Below are 15,423 nucleotides of genomic sequence, written 5' to 3'. Positions count from 1 at the left end.
GCCTGATCACGCAGGAGCACCTGAGATCATCCCCACCATTGACAACAAGGATCGTCAGCCCATGTCTCCCGTTACCACTTCCTCCTCTCGTTCGGCGTTGCGTATCCTGCTGGCCCCTGACAGCTACAAGGAGGCGCTGCCTGCGCTGGAGGCTGCCGAGGCAATGGCGAGCGGCATCCGGCGCGTATTGCCCGAGGCCGAGCTCGACCTGTGCCCGTTGGGAGATGGCGGAGAGGGCACCCTGGCGGCACTGTTGGCCGCTGCAAGCGAGGCAGATCCCATCGAGGCGCGCAGCGCTCAGGTACGTGATCCGCTGGGGCGCGAGGTCACTGCGCAATGGGGCTGGCAAGCGGGTAGCCGCACGGCCATCGTCGAGCTCGCCGAGGCCAGTGGTCTGCACCTGCTCAGCCCCGATGAGCGTGATGCGCGCATCGCCAGTACCTTCGGCGTCGGACAGCTGGTGCTTGCTGCGCTGGAGGCCGGTGCCGAGCGCCTAATCGTCACGCTGGGCGGCAGCGCGACCAACGATGGCGGCAGCGGCATGTTGCGTGCACTCGGTCTGCGCCTGCTGGATGAGGCGGGTGACGAACTGCCGGACGGAGGGGCGGCAATGGCACGACTGGCGCGGCTGGATGCCAGTGGCCTGGACCCGCGGCTGGCGACTCTCAAGGTGTCCGCGGCGGTGGACGTCGACAACCCGCTGTGTGGTCCGCGTGGCGCGACGGCCGTGTTCGGGCCCCAGAAGGGCGCGGATGAGGCGGTGGTCGAGGAACTGGACGTCGCGCTGGGGCGTTTCGCGCGGATGAGTGCCGAGGTGCTGGGGGAGGACCACCAGCAGCTGCCGGGCACCGGTGCCGCAGGCGGCATGGGCTACGCAGTGGCGGCCTGGCTCACGGGGGAGCTGCGCCCGGGCATCGAGCTTGTGATGGAACGACTGAACGTGGCCCAGCGCCTGGAAGGGTGTGACCTGCTGATCACCGGCGAGGGCGGGCTGGATGGGCAGAGTCTGGGAGGCAAGACGCCCATCGGCGCGGCGCGTGCCGCCCGAGCGGCCGGAGTGCCGGCCATCGTGCTGGCAGGGCGTCTCGCGGATGGCTGGCAGGCTGCGCATGACGAAGGCGTCAGCGCCGTCTTCACCCTGTGTGACGCTGCCATGCCGCTGGAGCAGGCCCTGACGCGCACCGCTGAACTGCTGGCGGACCGCTGTGAAGCCATCATGCGCCTCTGGCAGGTGGCGCACAGCGACTGAATGTCGCCTGCACCGCAACCCCGTTCGCCTTTCGTGTCACGGGCAAGCCCGTTACCATGCACGCAGCAGCTATGGGAAAGATAGCCAGAATGCACTTCCCTCGGGAGGCATCTGGCGCTTGACTGGTAGCAGGTGGCACGCGGTGTGCGCCCGATGGTTGAGGGGACCTTGAGATGATGATTTTTCGGCGCATGAAGCGGATCTGCTGGCTGGGGCTGGCCTGGCTGTTCTTCGCGATCGGGTTTGCCGGCATGTTCCTGCCCCTGTTGCCGACGACCGTCTTCATGCTGCTGGCGCTGGCCTGTGCCAGTCGCGGCTCCCCTCGCTTCGCGCGCTACATTCGCGAACACCCCCAGATCGGGCCTCCCCTGATCTCCTGGGAGCGCGAGCGTGCCATCCCGCTGCGTGCACGCATCCTGGCGGTCGGCATGCTGATGGTCTCGATGCTGATTATCCTCTTCACCGTCTCCGTGATGGCGGTCAAGGTCTCGCTGCTGGTCTTCCTTTCCCTGTTGGCCATCTGGCTGGGCACGCGCCCCGAGCCGCGCGGGGGATACGAGGAACTCGCGCCTGCGCCTTCCCCGGCCGAGCCCTACGATGAGCCTTCCCGACCCGTCAGCGGCGAACGCCTGCAGAACGACTAGTCTTTCGCGTGTCCTGCCCCTCCCGTGAGGGGCCATTCATCGCGGGCGCGGTGGCAGGCTGCCATCGCTGCCCGATGTTTTCCTGCCGTGTGGCATCGTCCGCGCGGCGTTGATCGTGGAGTCCTTCATGTCACAACCTGCCGCCATTCATCTTGATGATTATCAAGCGCCGGCCTGGCGCATTCTCAGCACTCGGTTGACGTTCGATCTGGCGCCGTCCGCGACCCGCGTGACGGCCGTGCTGACCCTCGAGGCCAATCCCGATGCCGCCGTGGGCAGTGACGCGACGCCGCCGCTGGTGCTCAATGGCGAGCACCTGACGCTGGAATCCGTGCGTGTCGATGGGCGAGCGCTCGCCAGTGATGAATACAAGGTCGACGAGACGCATCTCACCCTCGCGGCGCTGCCGGCCAGCTGTGAGCTCGAGACGGTCGTGCTGATCGACCCGGCGGCCAACACGGCACTGGAAGGGCTCTATGTGTCCTCCGGCATGTTCTGCACCCAGTGCGAGGCCGAGGGCTTCCGCCGTATCACCTATTACCCGGATCGTCCGGACGTGATGTCGGTATTCACGACGACCGTCATCGCGGACAAGGCGAACTACCCGATCCTGCTCTCCAACGGCAATCCCGTCGAGCGTGGCGAGTTGGACGGCGGCCGTCACTTCGTCACCTGGCAGGACCCGCACCTCAAGCCGTGCTACCTGTTCGCGCTGGTGGCGGGGGATCTGGTCAAGCATGCCGACAGCTTCACCACCATGAGCGGGCGTGATGTCGCCCTGGAGATCTGGGTCGAGCCGGAGAATCTCGACAAGACCCAGCACGCCATGAACTCTCTCAAGGCCTCCATGAAGTGGGATGAGGAGGTCTATGGGCGCGAGTATGACCTCGATATCTTCATGATCGTCGCGGTCAATGACTTCAACATGGGCGCGATGGAGAACAAGGGTCTCAACATCTTCAACAGCGCCTGTGTGCTGGCAAATCCCGACACCACCACCGACGCTGCCTTCCAGCGCGTCGAAGGGGTGGTGGCACACGAGTACTTCCACAACTGGTCCGGCAATCGCGTCACCTGCCGTGACTGGTTCCAGCTGTCCCTGAAGGAAGGCTTCACCGTCTATCGTGACCAGACCTTCTCCGCCGACATGAATTCGGCGCCGGTCAAGCGCATCGAAGACGTCGCCATGCTGCGCACCGCGCAGTTCGCGGAAGATGCCGGTCCCACCGCGCACCCGGTGCGCCCGGCGTCCTATATCGAGATTTCCAACTTCTACACCCTGACCATCTACGAGAAGGGGTCCGAAGTGGTGCGCATGGTCGCCAACCTGCTGGGCGAAGAGGCCTTCCGCCGCGGCAGTGACCTCTACTTCGCGCGCAACGATGGCAGCGCCGCCACCATCGAGGATTTCATCAGTGCGATGAGCGAAGCCTCCGGGCGTGACTTCACCCAGTTCATGCGCTGGTACTCTCAGGCGGGGACGCCGGAAATCAGCGCCCGTGGCAACTTCGATGCCGAGACGGGCCGCTATTCCCTGACGCTGCAGCAGTCCACCCCGGCGACACCGGGGCAGGCTGAGAAGCTGCCGCTGGTGATCCCGGTGCGCATGGGCCTGGTGGGTGCGGATGGCAGTGATCTGTCGCTCACGCTGGATGGCGAGGCGCTGGGCACGGAAACGGTGCTGGAGCTGACCGAGGCCGAGCAGACCTTCGTCTTCACTGGCCTCGAGGCCGGTGCCGACCCCGTGCCGTCGCTGCTGCGCGGCTTCTCGGCGCCGGTCAAGCTGTCCTTCGCCTACAGCCGTGAGCAGCTGGCCTTCCTGATGCAGCATGACAGCGATGGCTTCAACCGCTGGGATGCCGGTCAGCGTCTGGCGCTGGCAGCGCTCGAGGATCTGATGGCCGCCTGGCAGCAGGGCGACACCCAGGCATCACTCGATGCGCGTCTGCTGGCCGCCTATCGCTTCCTGCTCCAGAGCGAGCCGTCCGATCGTGCCGTGCTGGCCGAGATGCTGACCCTGCCGTCGGAGGCCTATATCGCCGAGCAGCAGACTGTCGTCGATGTCGATGCCATCCACTGGGCGCGCAAGACCGCCAAGGCGCAACTGGCCACGGCACTGCGCGATGATTTCGTCGCGCTCTATCACGCCAATGAGCAGCAGGGCGACTACGCGCCGACCTTCGAGCAGATGGCGCGCCGCAGCCTCAAGAATGCCGCGCTCAGCTATCTGATGAGCATCGAGGACGAGGAGGGCGTGCGTCTGGCCCAGGCTCAGCTGGCCGCGGCGCACAACATGACCGACGTACGCGCGGCATTGACGTTGCTGGTGCACTCCTCGCGCACCGAGTTGGGCGATCCGGCCCTCAAGGCCTTCGCCGAGCGCTGGTCGCATGATCCGCTGGTGATGGATCAGTGGTTCTCGATCCAGGTCACGCGCCCGCAGGCTGACGTGCTGGATCGCGTGCGCTTCCTGATGGAGCACCCGGCGTTCTCGCTGACCAACCCCAACAAGGTGCGCGCCTTGATCGGTGCCTTCGCCGGCCAGAACCGTGTCAACTTCCATCGCCTCGATGGCGAAGGCTATCGCCTGCTGGCGGATGTGGTCATCGAACTCAATCGCCTGAATCCGGAAATCGCGGCGCGCATCATCACGCCGCTGACGCGCTACAAGCGTTTCGATGCCAAGCGTCAGGCGCTGATGAAGGCTGAGCTCGAGCGTATCCGTGGCGAGAAGCTGTCGCGCAATCTCTACGAGGTCGTGGAGAAGGCGCTGGCCTGATCCGCCGGATCACGTCCTCGCCCCGTCAGTTCGACTGACATGAAAACCCCCCACCCGTCTGTGACGGGTGGGGGTTTTTCATGGTGCTTGCGAACCAGACCTTGAAGAAAGGCGTCAGTCGCGCACGTTCAGCTCTCGGTCAGTGACAGCAGGATCTTCTTGTAGCTGTCAAAGCGCACGCGGCCTATCTCGCCGCTGTCGACCGCCTGGAGCAGGGCGCAGCCCGGCTCCTTCTCGTGCTTGCAGTCACGGAAGCGGCATAGCCCCAGGTAGTCGTGGAATTCACGGAAACCATCGGTGACCTGCTCCGGCGTCAGGTGCACCAGGCCGAATTCACGGATACCGGGTGAGTCGATCAGATCACCGCCGTCCGGCATGTGATAGAGCCAGGCCGTGGTGGTGGTGTGCATGCCCTGGCGTGATTCGGTGGAGAGCGGGCCGACACGTATCTCTTCTCGGGGCAGCAGCATGCCGACCAGTGACGACTTGCCGACGCCACTCTGACCGACGAACACCGAGGTGCGATCGCTCAGCTGTGCCTTCAGGGCGTCCAGGCCTGCCTCGCCGCGCGTGGTACAGGCGACGACGTCGTAGCCGAGTGCCTCGTAGCGTGCCAGCAGGTCACGCAGCACACCACCGCTCTCGGGCAGGAGGTCAACCTTGTTGAGCACCAGCACCGGCGTGATGCCGGTGGCTTCCGCAGCGATCAGGTAGCGGTCGATCAGGTTGGGTTGTGGCGCGGGTTCGGCGGCGAACACGATCATGATCTGGTCGATGTTGGCGGCCACCGGCTTGAGCACCCCCCGCATGTCCGGGCGTTCAAGCTCGGTAGTGCGGGCACCGCGTGCCACCACCACACCCGTGGCGTCGCTGGCTTCACGCCAGATCACGCGGTCACCGGTGACCAGCGTCTCCAGGTTGGCGCGCAGGTGGCAGCGATGCAGGCTGCCGGATTCACTTTCGACTTCCAGGCTGCGCCCGTAGTGGGCAATGACACGGCCGTGCTGTTCCGGGCCGTATTCGCCGGCGTCGAGCTTGTCGCGGTCCTGCGTCTCGCGCTTTTCTGCGCGCTTGGTACGCTCGGCCTGGACCTTCTCGATGCGCCATTGTTGCTGGCGGCTTAGCTTGCGTTTGCTCATGCTTGGCTGGTGACTCCGGTCGCCGTTCGTTCGCCAGGGATGGGAGCGTCTTCCCCCCTCTGCGGCGCGATTGTACCCTTTGCGCCCTCGGGTGTCGTGCGGCACCCCGGGATGGCGTGTGATACTGCCGTCACAGGCGGATCCTCAGCGTCTTCCCATTCCCCGTTCAGCAAGGAGTGACCCATGGCAAATCCCACCGCGCAGGCCGATCGACTCATCTGGATCGACCTGGAAATGACCGGGCTGGACCCCGCGCGTGAGCGCATCATCGAGGTGGCCACGCTGGTCACCGACGGAGATCTCAACCTGATTGCCGAAGGGCCGGTGCTGGCCGTGCATCAGCCGGACAGCCTGCTGGAGGCGATGGATGAGTGGAACACGCGCACCCACGGTGAGTCCGGACTGGTGACGCGCGTCAAGGAAAGTCAAATCGATACCGCCGAAGCCGAACGTCAGACTCTCGAGTTCCTGGCCCGCCACGTGGCGGCAGGCGCCTCGCCGATGTGCGGCAACAGCGTGCATCAGGACCGCCGTTTCCTGCAGCATGAGATGCCGTTGCTGGAAGCGTTCTTCCACTACCGCAACATCGATGTCTCGACCCTCAAGGAACTCGCCAAGCGCTGGAATCCGGCCGCGCTGGACGGTTTCAAGAAGCGGGCGACTCACCAGGCGATGGATGATATCCGCGAGTCACTGGCGGAGCTTGCGCATTACCGCAAAACCTTCCTCAAGCTGACCCAGCAGGGCATCGTCTGAACGACGCAGCGTGAGAGTCTCAGAGCGCGGTGGCCAGACGGGCGCCGCGCTTGATGGCTTGCTCCTTCAGTGCCCAGCGCACGTGCTCGCGCAGTGGCTCGCTGGGATAGGGCAGGCGGGCACGCAGGACATGCTCGACCTGCTCCGACCAGGGCGCATTGCCCAGCCCGATGGCGATGTTGGAGAGCCACTTCTCATAGCCGATACGCCGGATGGGGCTGCCTTGCGTCTTGTCGAGGAACTCCTGCTCCCCCCAGCAGAACAGCCGGATCAGCTCGATGCGATCCAGATCATGGCGTGGCGAGAAATCCGCCTCCTGGGTCGCCTTGGCAAAGCGCGTGAAGGGGCAGAACAGCTGGCAGTCGTCGCAGCCATAGATGCGGTTGCCCATGGCACGGCGGAATTCTTCGGGGATGGCGCCATCCAGCTCGATGGTCAGGTAGGAGATGCAGCGGCGTGCATCGATGACCTTGTCCTCGACGATGGCATCCGTCGGGCAGGCGACCTTGCAGGCGTTGCAGCTGCCACAGTGTTCCTTCTCGAAGGGGGCATCCACCGGCAGAGGCAGGTCGGTGTAGAGTTCGCCCAGGAAGAACAGGCAGCCAGCCTGCTGGTTCATCAGCATGGCGTTCTTGCCGAACCAGCCGATACCGGCCTTCTGGGCCAGCGCGCGCTCCATGACCGGAGCGGAGTCGACGAAGGCGCGGTAGCCGAACGTGCCGACTTCCTTCTCTATCTGCTTGGCCAGGTTGGCCAGCCGCTTGCGCATCAGCTTGTGGTAATCGCGTCCCAGCGCGTAGCGTGAGACGTAGGCGCGCTCGGGCTGACTGAGTACCTGGGTGGTCTCGACCTCGGGCGGCAGGTAGTCGAGGCGCACGCTGATGACGCGCAGCGTGCCGGGCACTAGCTCCTCCGGGCGCGTGCGCCTGGTGCCGTGCTTGGCCATGAAGTTCATCTCGCCGTGATGACCATTGGCCAGCCAACGTTCCAGGTAGGCCTCGTGTTCCGAGAGGTCGACATCGGTGATCCCGACCTGCTGAAACCCCAGTTCGCGCCCCCATGTCTTGATGCGGGCTGCCAGTTCCGCCATGGCCTGAGGGTCGGCGACGCGCGAGTCATCACCGGATGTCTCGGCGGGAGAGCTTGCGGCTGCGTCGGCGGGCAGGGACATGGTGGCGGATGAAGCAGGCATGGGCATTCCAGCTGGACAGGTTGTTCAGGAGCATGGTGCACGCTGGCGTCTCACGGTGGAGTCGGCGGTGCGTACGAAAGGGCGCCACCTTAGCGTAACTTGCCGATCAGCCCAAGCGGCATATGGGGTGTGCGCTACCCAGTATTTCAAGGCGTGCAGCGTCGCTTTTCCAGGCGCGGGCACGACTCAGTTTATCAGACATGGAGTGTGGGCATGGCCGTGAGCGATTCCTCTAACCCCTGCGATGTGACGCCGGTCTCATCCGCCACTCAAGCCTTGTGGCGTTCGGTCAATTGCCTGTGGCCCATCGCGGCGCTGCGTGACCTCGAGCATTGGCTGCTGGCGGAAGAGACCGTCTCGATGACCAACGGCTTGCCTGAAGCGTCGGTGGACAAGCGTCTGATGGGGCGGGCGGCGCAGTCAGCCTTCGACCTGCTGCGGCAGCGATGGCCCGAGACGCGCAGATTGTGTGTCCTGTGTGGTGGCGGCAACAATGCGGGCGACGGCTATCTGGTGGCGCGTCTCGCTCAGCTGGCGGGGTTCGAGGTGCGCATCATCGCTTTGAAGGATGAGGCGCAATTGACGGGCGATGCCCAGCTGGCCGCGATTGCCGCGCGGGAAGCCGGGGTCGAGCGTCACCCCTGGCCACAAGATACCGCCACGGCAGAATCATTGGTGAAGGGCTGGCCATTGCTGCTGGACGCCCTGACCGGTATCGGTCTGCGCGAGGCGCCCCGCGGCGCGGTCGCCCACGCCATCGAGCTGATCAACCAACGTCACCGGGAGGGCGCGCATGTCATGGCGCTGGATGTGCCCTCGGGGCTTGATGCCGCCACGGGGGCGGTGGCCGGTGTCGCCGTGGAGGCGGATGTCACGCTGACATTTCTGGTCGACAAGCCGGGTCTGCACACCGGGCGCGCCGAGCTGCATGCCGGACACGTCAGTCTGGCGCGGCTTGGTGCGGCTCGGGTGCTGCCGGAGGTGGTCAAGCAGACCCGAACGGCAGCGTTGCTGGCGTGCGAGTCCGTGCAGCGCCTCACGCCGCGCTGGCTGGAGACCGAGCTGGTGCCGCGCTCTCCGCTGGCGCACAAGGGGGATGCCGGCAGCGTGCTGGTCTTTGGCGGCGGGCCGGGGCTTGGCGGCTCCGTTCTGCTGGCCAGTGAAGCCGCCGCGCGTGCCGGTGCCGGCAAGGTGGCGCTGCTTACCGCGCCGGCGCATGTCAGCGCCAGCCTGACACGCTGCCCGGAAGTCATGGTGCGTGGTCTCAAGAGCGGGCCGGAGGGCAGCAGTCACGACGGGTTTGCCGTACTGGAAGCCCAGATGGCACAGGCCAGCGTGACACTGGTCGGCCCCGGCATGGGGACGGAGCCGCTGGAGAGCCTGTTGTGGGGCTGGGGAGGACTGTCTCGCGTGCTCGCGGCCGATCAGCCGCTGGTGGTGGATGCCGACGCCCTGAGCCTGCTGGCCTGGCGAGCCGGTGAAGGTGAGGTGATCCGTCGTGACGATTGGGTGTTGACGCCACATCCTGGAGAGGCGGCGCGCCTGCTGGGCTGCTCCGTGGCACAGGTCGAGCAGGACCGGCCCGGCGCCGTGCGCGCCCTGCAGCAAAGATATGGCGGCAGTGTAGTGCTCAAGGGGGCCGGCAGTCTGATTGCCAGTCCCGCCGGCGTACTGGAAGGGCCAGACGTGGCGCTGTGTCCCTATGGCAATCCCGGCATGGCCAGTGGCGGCATGGGGGACGTGCTGGGCGGCATCATCGCGGGGCTGGCGGCCCAGGCGCTCAATGGTGGCTTCGATGCACGCCAGTCACGCACCCATGAGCAGGGCACGGCACAGGCGGCGCATGTCACGCGTTGCATGGCGCAGGCGGCACGGGTCGGCGTGCTGGTGCACGCCTTGGCCGCCGACCGTGCGGTGCAGGAGCGCGGCGAGCGTGGCCTGCTCGCGGGTGATCTGGCATCCTATATGCATTTATTGCTCAATCCACGGGCCCGAAATGCGCATACTCCTGTCTGATGAAAATGCCCAGGTTGCCTTTGGCAGCCAGCTGGGCGACGTCCTTGCCGGCCGCGGGCTGGTGTTCCTGGAAGGTGAGCTGGGGGCCGGCAAGACGACTCTCACGCGTGGCGTGCTTCGTGCCTACGGGCATGAGGGGGCGGTGAAGAGTCCGACCTATACCCTGGTGGAGCCCTATGTGTTGCCACGTCCCGAGGGCGGCGAATGGCACATCAATCATTTCGATCTCTACCGGCTGGCTGACCCGGAGGAGCTTGAGTTCATCGGCGGGCGAGACCTGCTTGCCGATGGCAGCCTGGCGCTGATCGAGTGGCCAAGCTGTGGTCAGGGCTTCCTGCCGGTGCCGGACCTGCGCGTGACGTTGTCCGTCGCCGAGCAGGGCCGCGAGGCCGAGTTGCATGCCCTCACACCGCGAGGAGAGGGTTGGCTTGAGGCACTGGCCGAGCGACGCGCCTCTCAGGCATGATGGCGCCTGACGTGCCGTATCATCTTCGTGGCTGCGTCTGGTCATCCTTCGCTATATTCATCCATGTTCCTTCTGTTCGAGTCACCCTTTCCGATGCCTGAAACTGCGCCCCAATCCTCTCGCCTGCGCATGATGCGCGGTCTACGTCGCTGCCTGGCGGGGGGGTGATGTGCTCGCTGGCAAGTCTCGCGCTCGCTCCCCAGGCGCTGGCCGCCAAGGTCGAGAATCTGCGGTTGTGGACCGCGCCGGACCACACGCGGCTGGTGTTCGATCTCGATAGCGCAGCCAGTGCCAACATCTTCAGCCTCGACAATCCTCGGCGTCTGGTGATCGACCTCGCGGCAAGCGAGGTGGCCAGCAACGCGGTGAAGCGCAAGCTCGATGCGCTGGATCTGGAAGGCAGTGCCATCAAGGCGATCCGTACCGGACGACAGGACGATGCCCTGCGGGTCGTGCTGGATCTGACGCGCCAGGTCAATCCCAAGGACTTCACGCTGGCGCCGAACGACAAGTACGGCAACCGTCTGGTGGTGGATCTCGAGTTCCCGGGCGAGTCTGCGGTCGAGAATCCCATTGACCCGATCGAAGCCCGTATCCGCGAGCAGGAGCAGGCGGCAGCCAAGCGCAAGCTGAAGGGCGAGCCTGCCGCGCCGCTGCCGAGCAGCAAGGCGGCGACGCATCCCAAGCGCGATATCATCATCGCCATTGACCCCGGTCACGGCGGTGAGGACCCGGGCGCCAGCGGCCCGAGCGGCACCAAGGAGAAGGATGTGGTGCTCAAGATCGGCAAGCGTCTCAAGCGCATGTTCGACGAGCAGCCCGGCTTCAAGGCCATCCTGACCCGCAACAGCGATTACTACATCCCGCTGCGCAAGCGTACCGAGATCGCGCGTGAGCAGAAGGCAGACTTCTTCGTCTCGGTGCACGCCGACGCCTTCAACAGTCCGCGGCCGCATGGCAGCTCGGTCTTTGCGCTTTCCAGCCGAGGCGCCACCTCAGAGACCGCCCGCTGGCTGGCGGCCACCGAGAACCGTGCTGACCTGATCGGCGGCGTGGATGGCAACCTCAGCCTGAATGACAAGGATGAGATGCTGCGCGGCGTGCTGCTGGATCTGACCATGACCGCCACGCTCAATGATTCATTGGCGGCAGGCAGCGGCGTGCTGGCCAATCTGGGCCGCATCAACTCGCTGCACAAGCGTCAGGTGGAGCAGGCCGGGTTCGTGGTGCTCAAGTCGCCGGACATCCCGTCTCTGCTGGTGGAGACGGGCTTCATCTCCAATCCCCAGGAAGAGCGCAACCTCAACAGTGGCGCCTATCAGGAAAAGCTGGCGCGCTCGATCTTCTCGGGTATCCAGAGTCACTTCGAGCGCAATCCGCCGCCTGCCAGCCTGCTGGCATGGCGACGCAGCCAGGCACGAGGCGGCAACGGTGGCGAGTATCGCGTCAAGAGTGGCGATACGCTGTCGGAAGTCGCACAGCGTCACAACGTGAGCATGGCCGCGCTGAAGCAGGCCAATGGCATGAGCGGGGACACGGTCCGCGTCGGTCAGGTGCTCAAGATTCCGCGCGGCTGAGTGTCAGGCCGCCTGTTCCTTCGATGTGGCGGCAGGCGGGCGTGGCGGCCCGAGCACGCTATCCACCGGGCATGAAGCCCGTCGACTGTCCGCAGCCCCGGCTCTTGCGTGCTCGCCGCACGGAGAGGCCGGGTCGGCGGGCAGTGTCGTTTTCAGAGAGACGCCCTCTACGCATGCATAATCAGGAGTTCTTCCATGTCCGTCGAGCCATCTGATACGGATGTCGCTGAAACACGTGAGCGGCGTATCCGCATCCTCAATCCGCGTCTTGCCAACCAGATCGCGGCGGGCGAGGTGGTGGAGCGACCGGCCTCCGTGGTCAAGGAGCTGGTCGAGAACGCCATCGATGCCGGCAGTACGCGCATCGAGTTGGAACTGGAAGGCGGCGGTGCGCGGCTGATTCGCGTGCGTGACAACGGCTGCGGCATCACCGAGGAGGATCTGCCGCTGGCCCTGTCACGTCACGCGACCAGCAAGATCGAGAGCCTTGATGACCTGGAAGGAGTGGCGAGTCTCGGCTTTCGAGGGGAGGCATTGGCCTCGATCAGCTCGGTCTCGCGCTTGGAGCTGTTCTCGAACGTCTCAGATGAGCCCGCCAATGGCTGGCGGGTGGTGGCGGAAGGCCGTGAGATGTCGCCGCGTGTCTCGCCGGCGCCCCATCCGCGTGGCACCAGCGTGGCCGTGCGTGACCTGTTCTTCAATACGCCGGCGCGTCGCAAGTTCATGCGTACCGAGAAGACCGAATTCGGCCATGTCGAGGAAAGCTTCCGGCGTCTCGCGCTGTCGCGTCACGACATCGGCTGGACGTTGCGCCACAACCAGAAGGTGGTGCATCAGCTGCGTGCCGGCGAGGACACGCTGACGGTGGAGCGACGGATCGGCGCACTGCTGGGCCGCAACTTCCTCGAGCATGCGCTGCATCTGGATATCGAGGCCTCCGGCTTGCGTCTCTCCGGCTGGGTCGGCTTGCCGACGCATTCGCGTGCCCAGGCGGACCAGCAGTATTTCTTCGTCAATGGCCGCGTGGTGCGTGACCGTCTGGTCGCGCATGCCGTGCGTCAGGCCTATCGCGACGTGCTGTTCCACGGCCGGCATCCGGTGTTCGTGCTCTATCTGGAGCTGGACCCCACGGTGGTGGATGTCAACGTTCACCCCACCAAGCACGAAGTGCGCTTCCGCGACGGACGCCTGGTGCACGACTTCCTGTTCTCCAGCCTGCACAAGGCACTGGCCGAGGTGCGCCCCGGTGACAACAGCGCCGCGCCCACCGGTATCGAGGGCCAGGAGAAGGAGGAGGATCCCGGCTGGCAGCAGCAGGGCATGCGTCTCGGGCGTCAGGAGCAGGATGCGCAGGAGCATGGTGCGTCAGCGCAGTCATCCCCTGGTGGTGGTGCGTCGGCCGGGAAGGATCAGTCAGCCGCTGCAGGTGAGCCGTCAGGCGCTGCCGCGTCCTGGAAGCCATCGTCACAGCTGCCGCCGGCCGGAGATGGCCGCTCCAGCGAGCGCCTGAGTGCTGAGCGGGTGCGTCAGTTCATGGCCGGCTATCGTGCGTTGCATCCCAGCGAAGACCATCTGCTGACGCCGGGTGGCGGGCCAGCGGGCACGACGCTTGAGCATGGCGCTGCTCGCGACCTTGCCGCCATCGCCAGTGCCGAGCGCGAGGCGCGACGCGCCCCGCGTGTCACCCTGGGCGAAGGGATGCGCCAAGGTGAGGATGACGCACCGGCCGGTATCAGCGAATCTTCCGCCGGTTGGCAGGTCTCGGCACCGTCAGCGGAGCCATCGTCGGGAGTCCCGGCAGAGAATGTGTCCGCTGACGGCCCCACGCCTGTCGCCTCTGACATCGTGATGCGTGGCCTGCCAGCCCAGAGCGCCGAGGATGATACGCCACCGCTGGGCTACGCCATCGCGCAGCTGCACGGGGTCTACATCCTGTCGCAGACCTCGCGTGGACTGGTGATGGTCGACATGCACGCCGCCCATGAGCGCATCACCTACGAGCGCATGAAGCGCCATGTGCATGGCGGCGGTCATCTGGAGGCCCAGCCGCTGCTGGTGCCGGTGTCACTTGCCGTCAGTTCGCGCGAGATGGGTACCTTCGAGCGCGAATCCGAGGCATTCACGCGTCTGGGTGTCGAGCTGGACGCCGCCGGACCGGAAACCCTGCTGGTGCGACAGGTGCCGGTGGTGCTCGGCAATGCCGATGTCGAGCCACTGGTGCGCGGCATGCTGGAGGATCTCGAGCGTTACGGCCGCAGCGATCGCATGGAAGCTCACATGAATGAGCTGCTCGCGGACATGGCCTGTCGGGGCAGCGTGCGGGCCAATCGTCGTCTGACGGTCCCCGAGATGAATGCCCTGCTGCGAGACATGGAGCGCACCGAGCGCTCCGGTCAGTGCAATCATGGCCGTCCTACCTGGACCGAACTTTCCATGAATGAACTCGACAAGCTGTTCCTGCGCGGGCAGTAAGTCTGCCCGGTATCGACAGTGGTTCACCCTTGATTCACCTCCTAGCCCAGACAATAGGTCATGACCCAGACGCAATCCCCCGACATTTCCCCCCGTGCCGCGCATGAGATGGCTGACAAACCGCCCGTCATGCTGTTGATGGGGCCGACAGCCTCCGGCAAGACGGACCTGGCCATCCGCTGGCACGAGGAGCAGGGGGCGGAGCTGGTGAGCGTCGATTCCGCGCTGATCTATCGTGGCATGGACATCGGGACCGCCAAGCCCAGCGCCGAAGAGCTGGCGCGGGCGCCGCACCGGTTGATTGACTTCCTGGACCCGCTGGAGAGCTATTCGGCAGCGGAGTTTCGTCGCGATGCACTGGCGCATATCGCCGAGATCCAGTCCCGCGGCAAGATGCCGCTGCTGGTCGGCGGCACCATGATGTACTTCAAGCGGCTGCTGGAAGGTGTGGCGGAGCTGCCGGCGGCGGATCCCGCGCTGCGTGAACAGCTGGAAGCACGCGCCAGAGACGAAGGGCTGCCGGCGCTGCATGCGCAGCTTGCCAGGCTGGATCCGGCGAGCGCCGAGAGGATCCGGCCCTCGGACCCGCAGCGTCTGACACGTGCGCTGGAAGTCTGTCTGTTGAGCGGGCGCTCGATGACGGAGCTGCTCGCGGAGCAGCCGGAAGCCGAGCTTCCGTTCCGGCCGATCCCGATCGCACTGGCGCCCCATGACAGAGCCGTGTTACATGAACGTATCGAGACGCGTTTTGACCAGATGCTGGAACAGGGCCTGATTGGCGAGGTCGAAGCGCTGAAGGCTCGCCCGGAGCTGCACCCCGGGCTGCCCTCGATACGCTGTGTCGGCTATCGTCAGGTGTGGGATTATCTGGAGGGGCATCTGACGCGTGACGAGATGCGTGAGCGTGGCATCATTGCCACCCGCCAGCTCGCCAAGCGTCAATTGACCTGGCTGCGTAGCTGGAAGGGGATTCACCACGTGGATTCCATGGGTGTAAATCCTTACAGTGAAACCTTGAAAATCGTGCGCCAGACCAGCACTTAGCGTAACATGAGCTGTCACGACCCGCGCCCGTGAAGCCCCCCAAAGAGGGCAACCCGGAGCGCTGGCGAACATAACCATACTTGCCTCGA

General features: G+C 65.4%; 11 protein-coding genes. 9 read left to right on the top strand and 2 right to left on the bottom strand.

The window, feature by feature from the left end; translation table 11 throughout:
- Window positions 1-97: 97 nt before the first annotated feature.
- The 3 genes from BFX80_RS12260 to pepN all read left to right on the top strand — a co-directional run bounded on the left by BFX80_RS12260 (window position 98) and on the right by pepN (window position 4,672).
- On the top strand, window positions 98-1,249 hold the full coding sequence (locus BFX80_RS12260; protein WP_084209775.1) for a glycerate kinase: 1,152 nt from the start codon (window positions 98-100) through the stop codon (window positions 1,247-1,249).
- 173 nt (window positions 1,250-1,422) lie between these two features.
- Window positions 1,423-1,893 carry a YbaN family protein gene (locus tag BFX80_RS12255; RefSeq protein WP_240499564.1) on the top strand — a complete coding sequence of 157 codons (471 nt, stop codon included), beginning with the start codon at window positions 1,423-1,425 and terminating at the stop codon, window positions 1,891-1,893.
- Between the two features lie 127 nt (window positions 1,894-2,020).
- Complete coding sequence (gene pepN / locus BFX80_RS12250; protein ID WP_084209059.1) at window positions 2,021-4,672, top strand: aminopeptidase N; 2,652 nt, start codon at window positions 2,021-2,023, stop codon at window positions 4,670-4,672.
- A 128-nt stretch (window positions 4,673-4,800) separates the two neighbouring features.
- On the opposite strand, the gene rsgA is transcribed toward pepN, so the two are convergent.
- Window positions 4,801-5,811, bottom strand: a complete 1,011-nt coding sequence (gene rsgA / locus BFX80_RS12245) for a small ribosomal subunit biogenesis GTPase RsgA (RefSeq protein ID WP_077372474.1) — start codon at window positions 5,809-5,811, stop codon at window positions 4,801-4,803.
- 183 nt (window positions 5,812-5,994) lie between these two features.
- Between rsgA and orn the strand changes: the two genes are divergently transcribed.
- On the top strand, window positions 5,995-6,567 hold the full coding sequence (gene orn, locus BFX80_RS12240; protein WP_084209058.1) for an oligoribonuclease: 573 nt from the start codon (window positions 5,995-5,997) through the stop codon (window positions 6,565-6,567).
- Between the two features lie 19 nt (window positions 6,568-6,586).
- Here the strand turns inward: orn and queG are convergent, their stop codons facing one another.
- Window positions 6,587-7,657, bottom strand: coding sequence for a tRNA epoxyqueuosine(34) reductase QueG (queG, locus tag BFX80_RS12235; RefSeq protein WP_127736861.1), 1,071 nt, complete (start codon window positions 7,655-7,657; stop codon window positions 6,587-6,589).
- A 321-nt stretch (window positions 7,658-7,978) separates the two neighbouring features.
- On the opposite strand from queG, the gene BFX80_RS12230 reads away from it, so the two are divergent.
- The 5 genes from BFX80_RS12230 (at window position 7,979) to miaA (ending at window position 15,334) form a co-directional block, all read left to right on the top strand.
- Window positions 7,979-9,775 (top strand): NAD(P)H-hydrate dehydratase, encoded by a 1,797-nt coding sequence (locus tag BFX80_RS12230; protein ID WP_167593037.1) that lies wholly within the window; start codon window positions 7,979-7,981, stop codon window positions 9,773-9,775.
- The gene (tsaE, locus tag BFX80_RS12225) at window positions 9,756-10,241 is read left to right on the top strand and encodes a tRNA (adenosine(37)-N6)-threonylcarbamoyltransferase complex ATPase subunit type 1 TsaE (protein WP_084209057.1); all 486 of its coding nucleotides are present in this window, start codon (window positions 9,756-9,758) and stop codon (window positions 10,239-10,241) included. Before BFX80_RS12230 ends, tsaE begins: the two co-directional genes overlap by 20 nt.
- A gap of 167 nt (window positions 10,242-10,408) precedes the next feature.
- Window positions 10,409-11,818 carry an N-acetylmuramoyl-L-alanine amidase gene (locus tag BFX80_RS12220; RefSeq protein WP_084209056.1) on the top strand — a complete coding sequence of 470 codons (1,410 nt, stop codon included), beginning with the start codon at window positions 10,409-10,411 and terminating at the stop codon, window positions 11,816-11,818.
- Between the two features lie 195 nt (window positions 11,819-12,013).
- Window positions 12,014-14,290, top strand: a complete 2,277-nt coding sequence (gene mutL / locus BFX80_RS12215; protein WP_084209055.1) for a DNA mismatch repair endonuclease MutL — start codon at window positions 12,014-12,016, stop codon at window positions 14,288-14,290.
- 60 nt (window positions 14,291-14,350) lie between these two features.
- Window positions 14,351-15,334 carry a tRNA (adenosine(37)-N6)-dimethylallyltransferase MiaA gene (gene miaA / locus BFX80_RS12210; protein ID WP_374700393.1) on the top strand — a complete coding sequence of 328 codons (984 nt, stop codon included), beginning with the start codon at window positions 14,351-14,353 and terminating at the stop codon, window positions 15,332-15,334.
- The last annotated feature ends 89 nt before the right edge of the window (window positions 15,335-15,423 follow it).

This window comes from Cobetia marina (assembly GCF_001720485.1).
Classification (GTDB): domain Bacteria; phylum Pseudomonadota; class Gammaproteobacteria; order Pseudomonadales; family Halomonadaceae; genus Cobetia; species Cobetia marina.
The sequence above is the reverse complement of the archived record's forward strand: the minus strand, read 5'-3'. Positions and strand labels throughout refer to the sequence as shown.

Excerpts from the sequence above, each read along its gene's own strand:
- mutL (WP_084209055.1), top strand. The coding sequence starts at position 12,014 with ATGTCCGTCGAGCCATCTGATACGGATGTCGCTGAAACACGTGAGCGG.
- miaA (WP_374700393.1), top strand. The coding sequence starts at position 14,351 with ATGACCCAGACGCAATCCCCCGACATTTCCCCCCGTGCCGCGCATGAG.
- BFX80_RS12220 (WP_084209056.1), top strand. The coding sequence starts at position 10,409 with ATGTGCTCGCTGGCAAGTCTCGCGCTCGCTCCCCAGGCGCTGGCCGCC.
- BFX80_RS12255 (WP_240499564.1), top strand. The coding sequence starts at position 1,423 with ATGATGATTTTTCGGCGCATGAAGCGGATCTGCTGGCTGGGGCTGGCC.
- orn (WP_084209058.1), top strand. The coding sequence starts at position 5,995 with ATGGCAAATCCCACCGCGCAGGCCGATCGACTCATCTGGATCGACCTG.
- queG (WP_127736861.1), bottom strand. The coding sequence starts at position 7,657 with ATGGCGGAACTGGCAGCCCGCATCAAGACATGGGGGCGCGAACTGGGG.
- tsaE (WP_084209057.1), top strand. The coding sequence starts at position 9,756 with ATGCGCATACTCCTGTCTGATGAAAATGCCCAGGTTGCCTTTGGCAGC.
- pepN (WP_084209059.1), top strand. The coding sequence starts at position 2,021 with ATGTCACAACCTGCCGCCATTCATCTTGATGATTATCAAGCGCCGGCC.
- rsgA (WP_077372474.1), bottom strand. The coding sequence starts at position 5,811 with ATGAGCAAACGCAAGCTAAGCCGCCAGCAACAATGGCGCATCGAGAAG.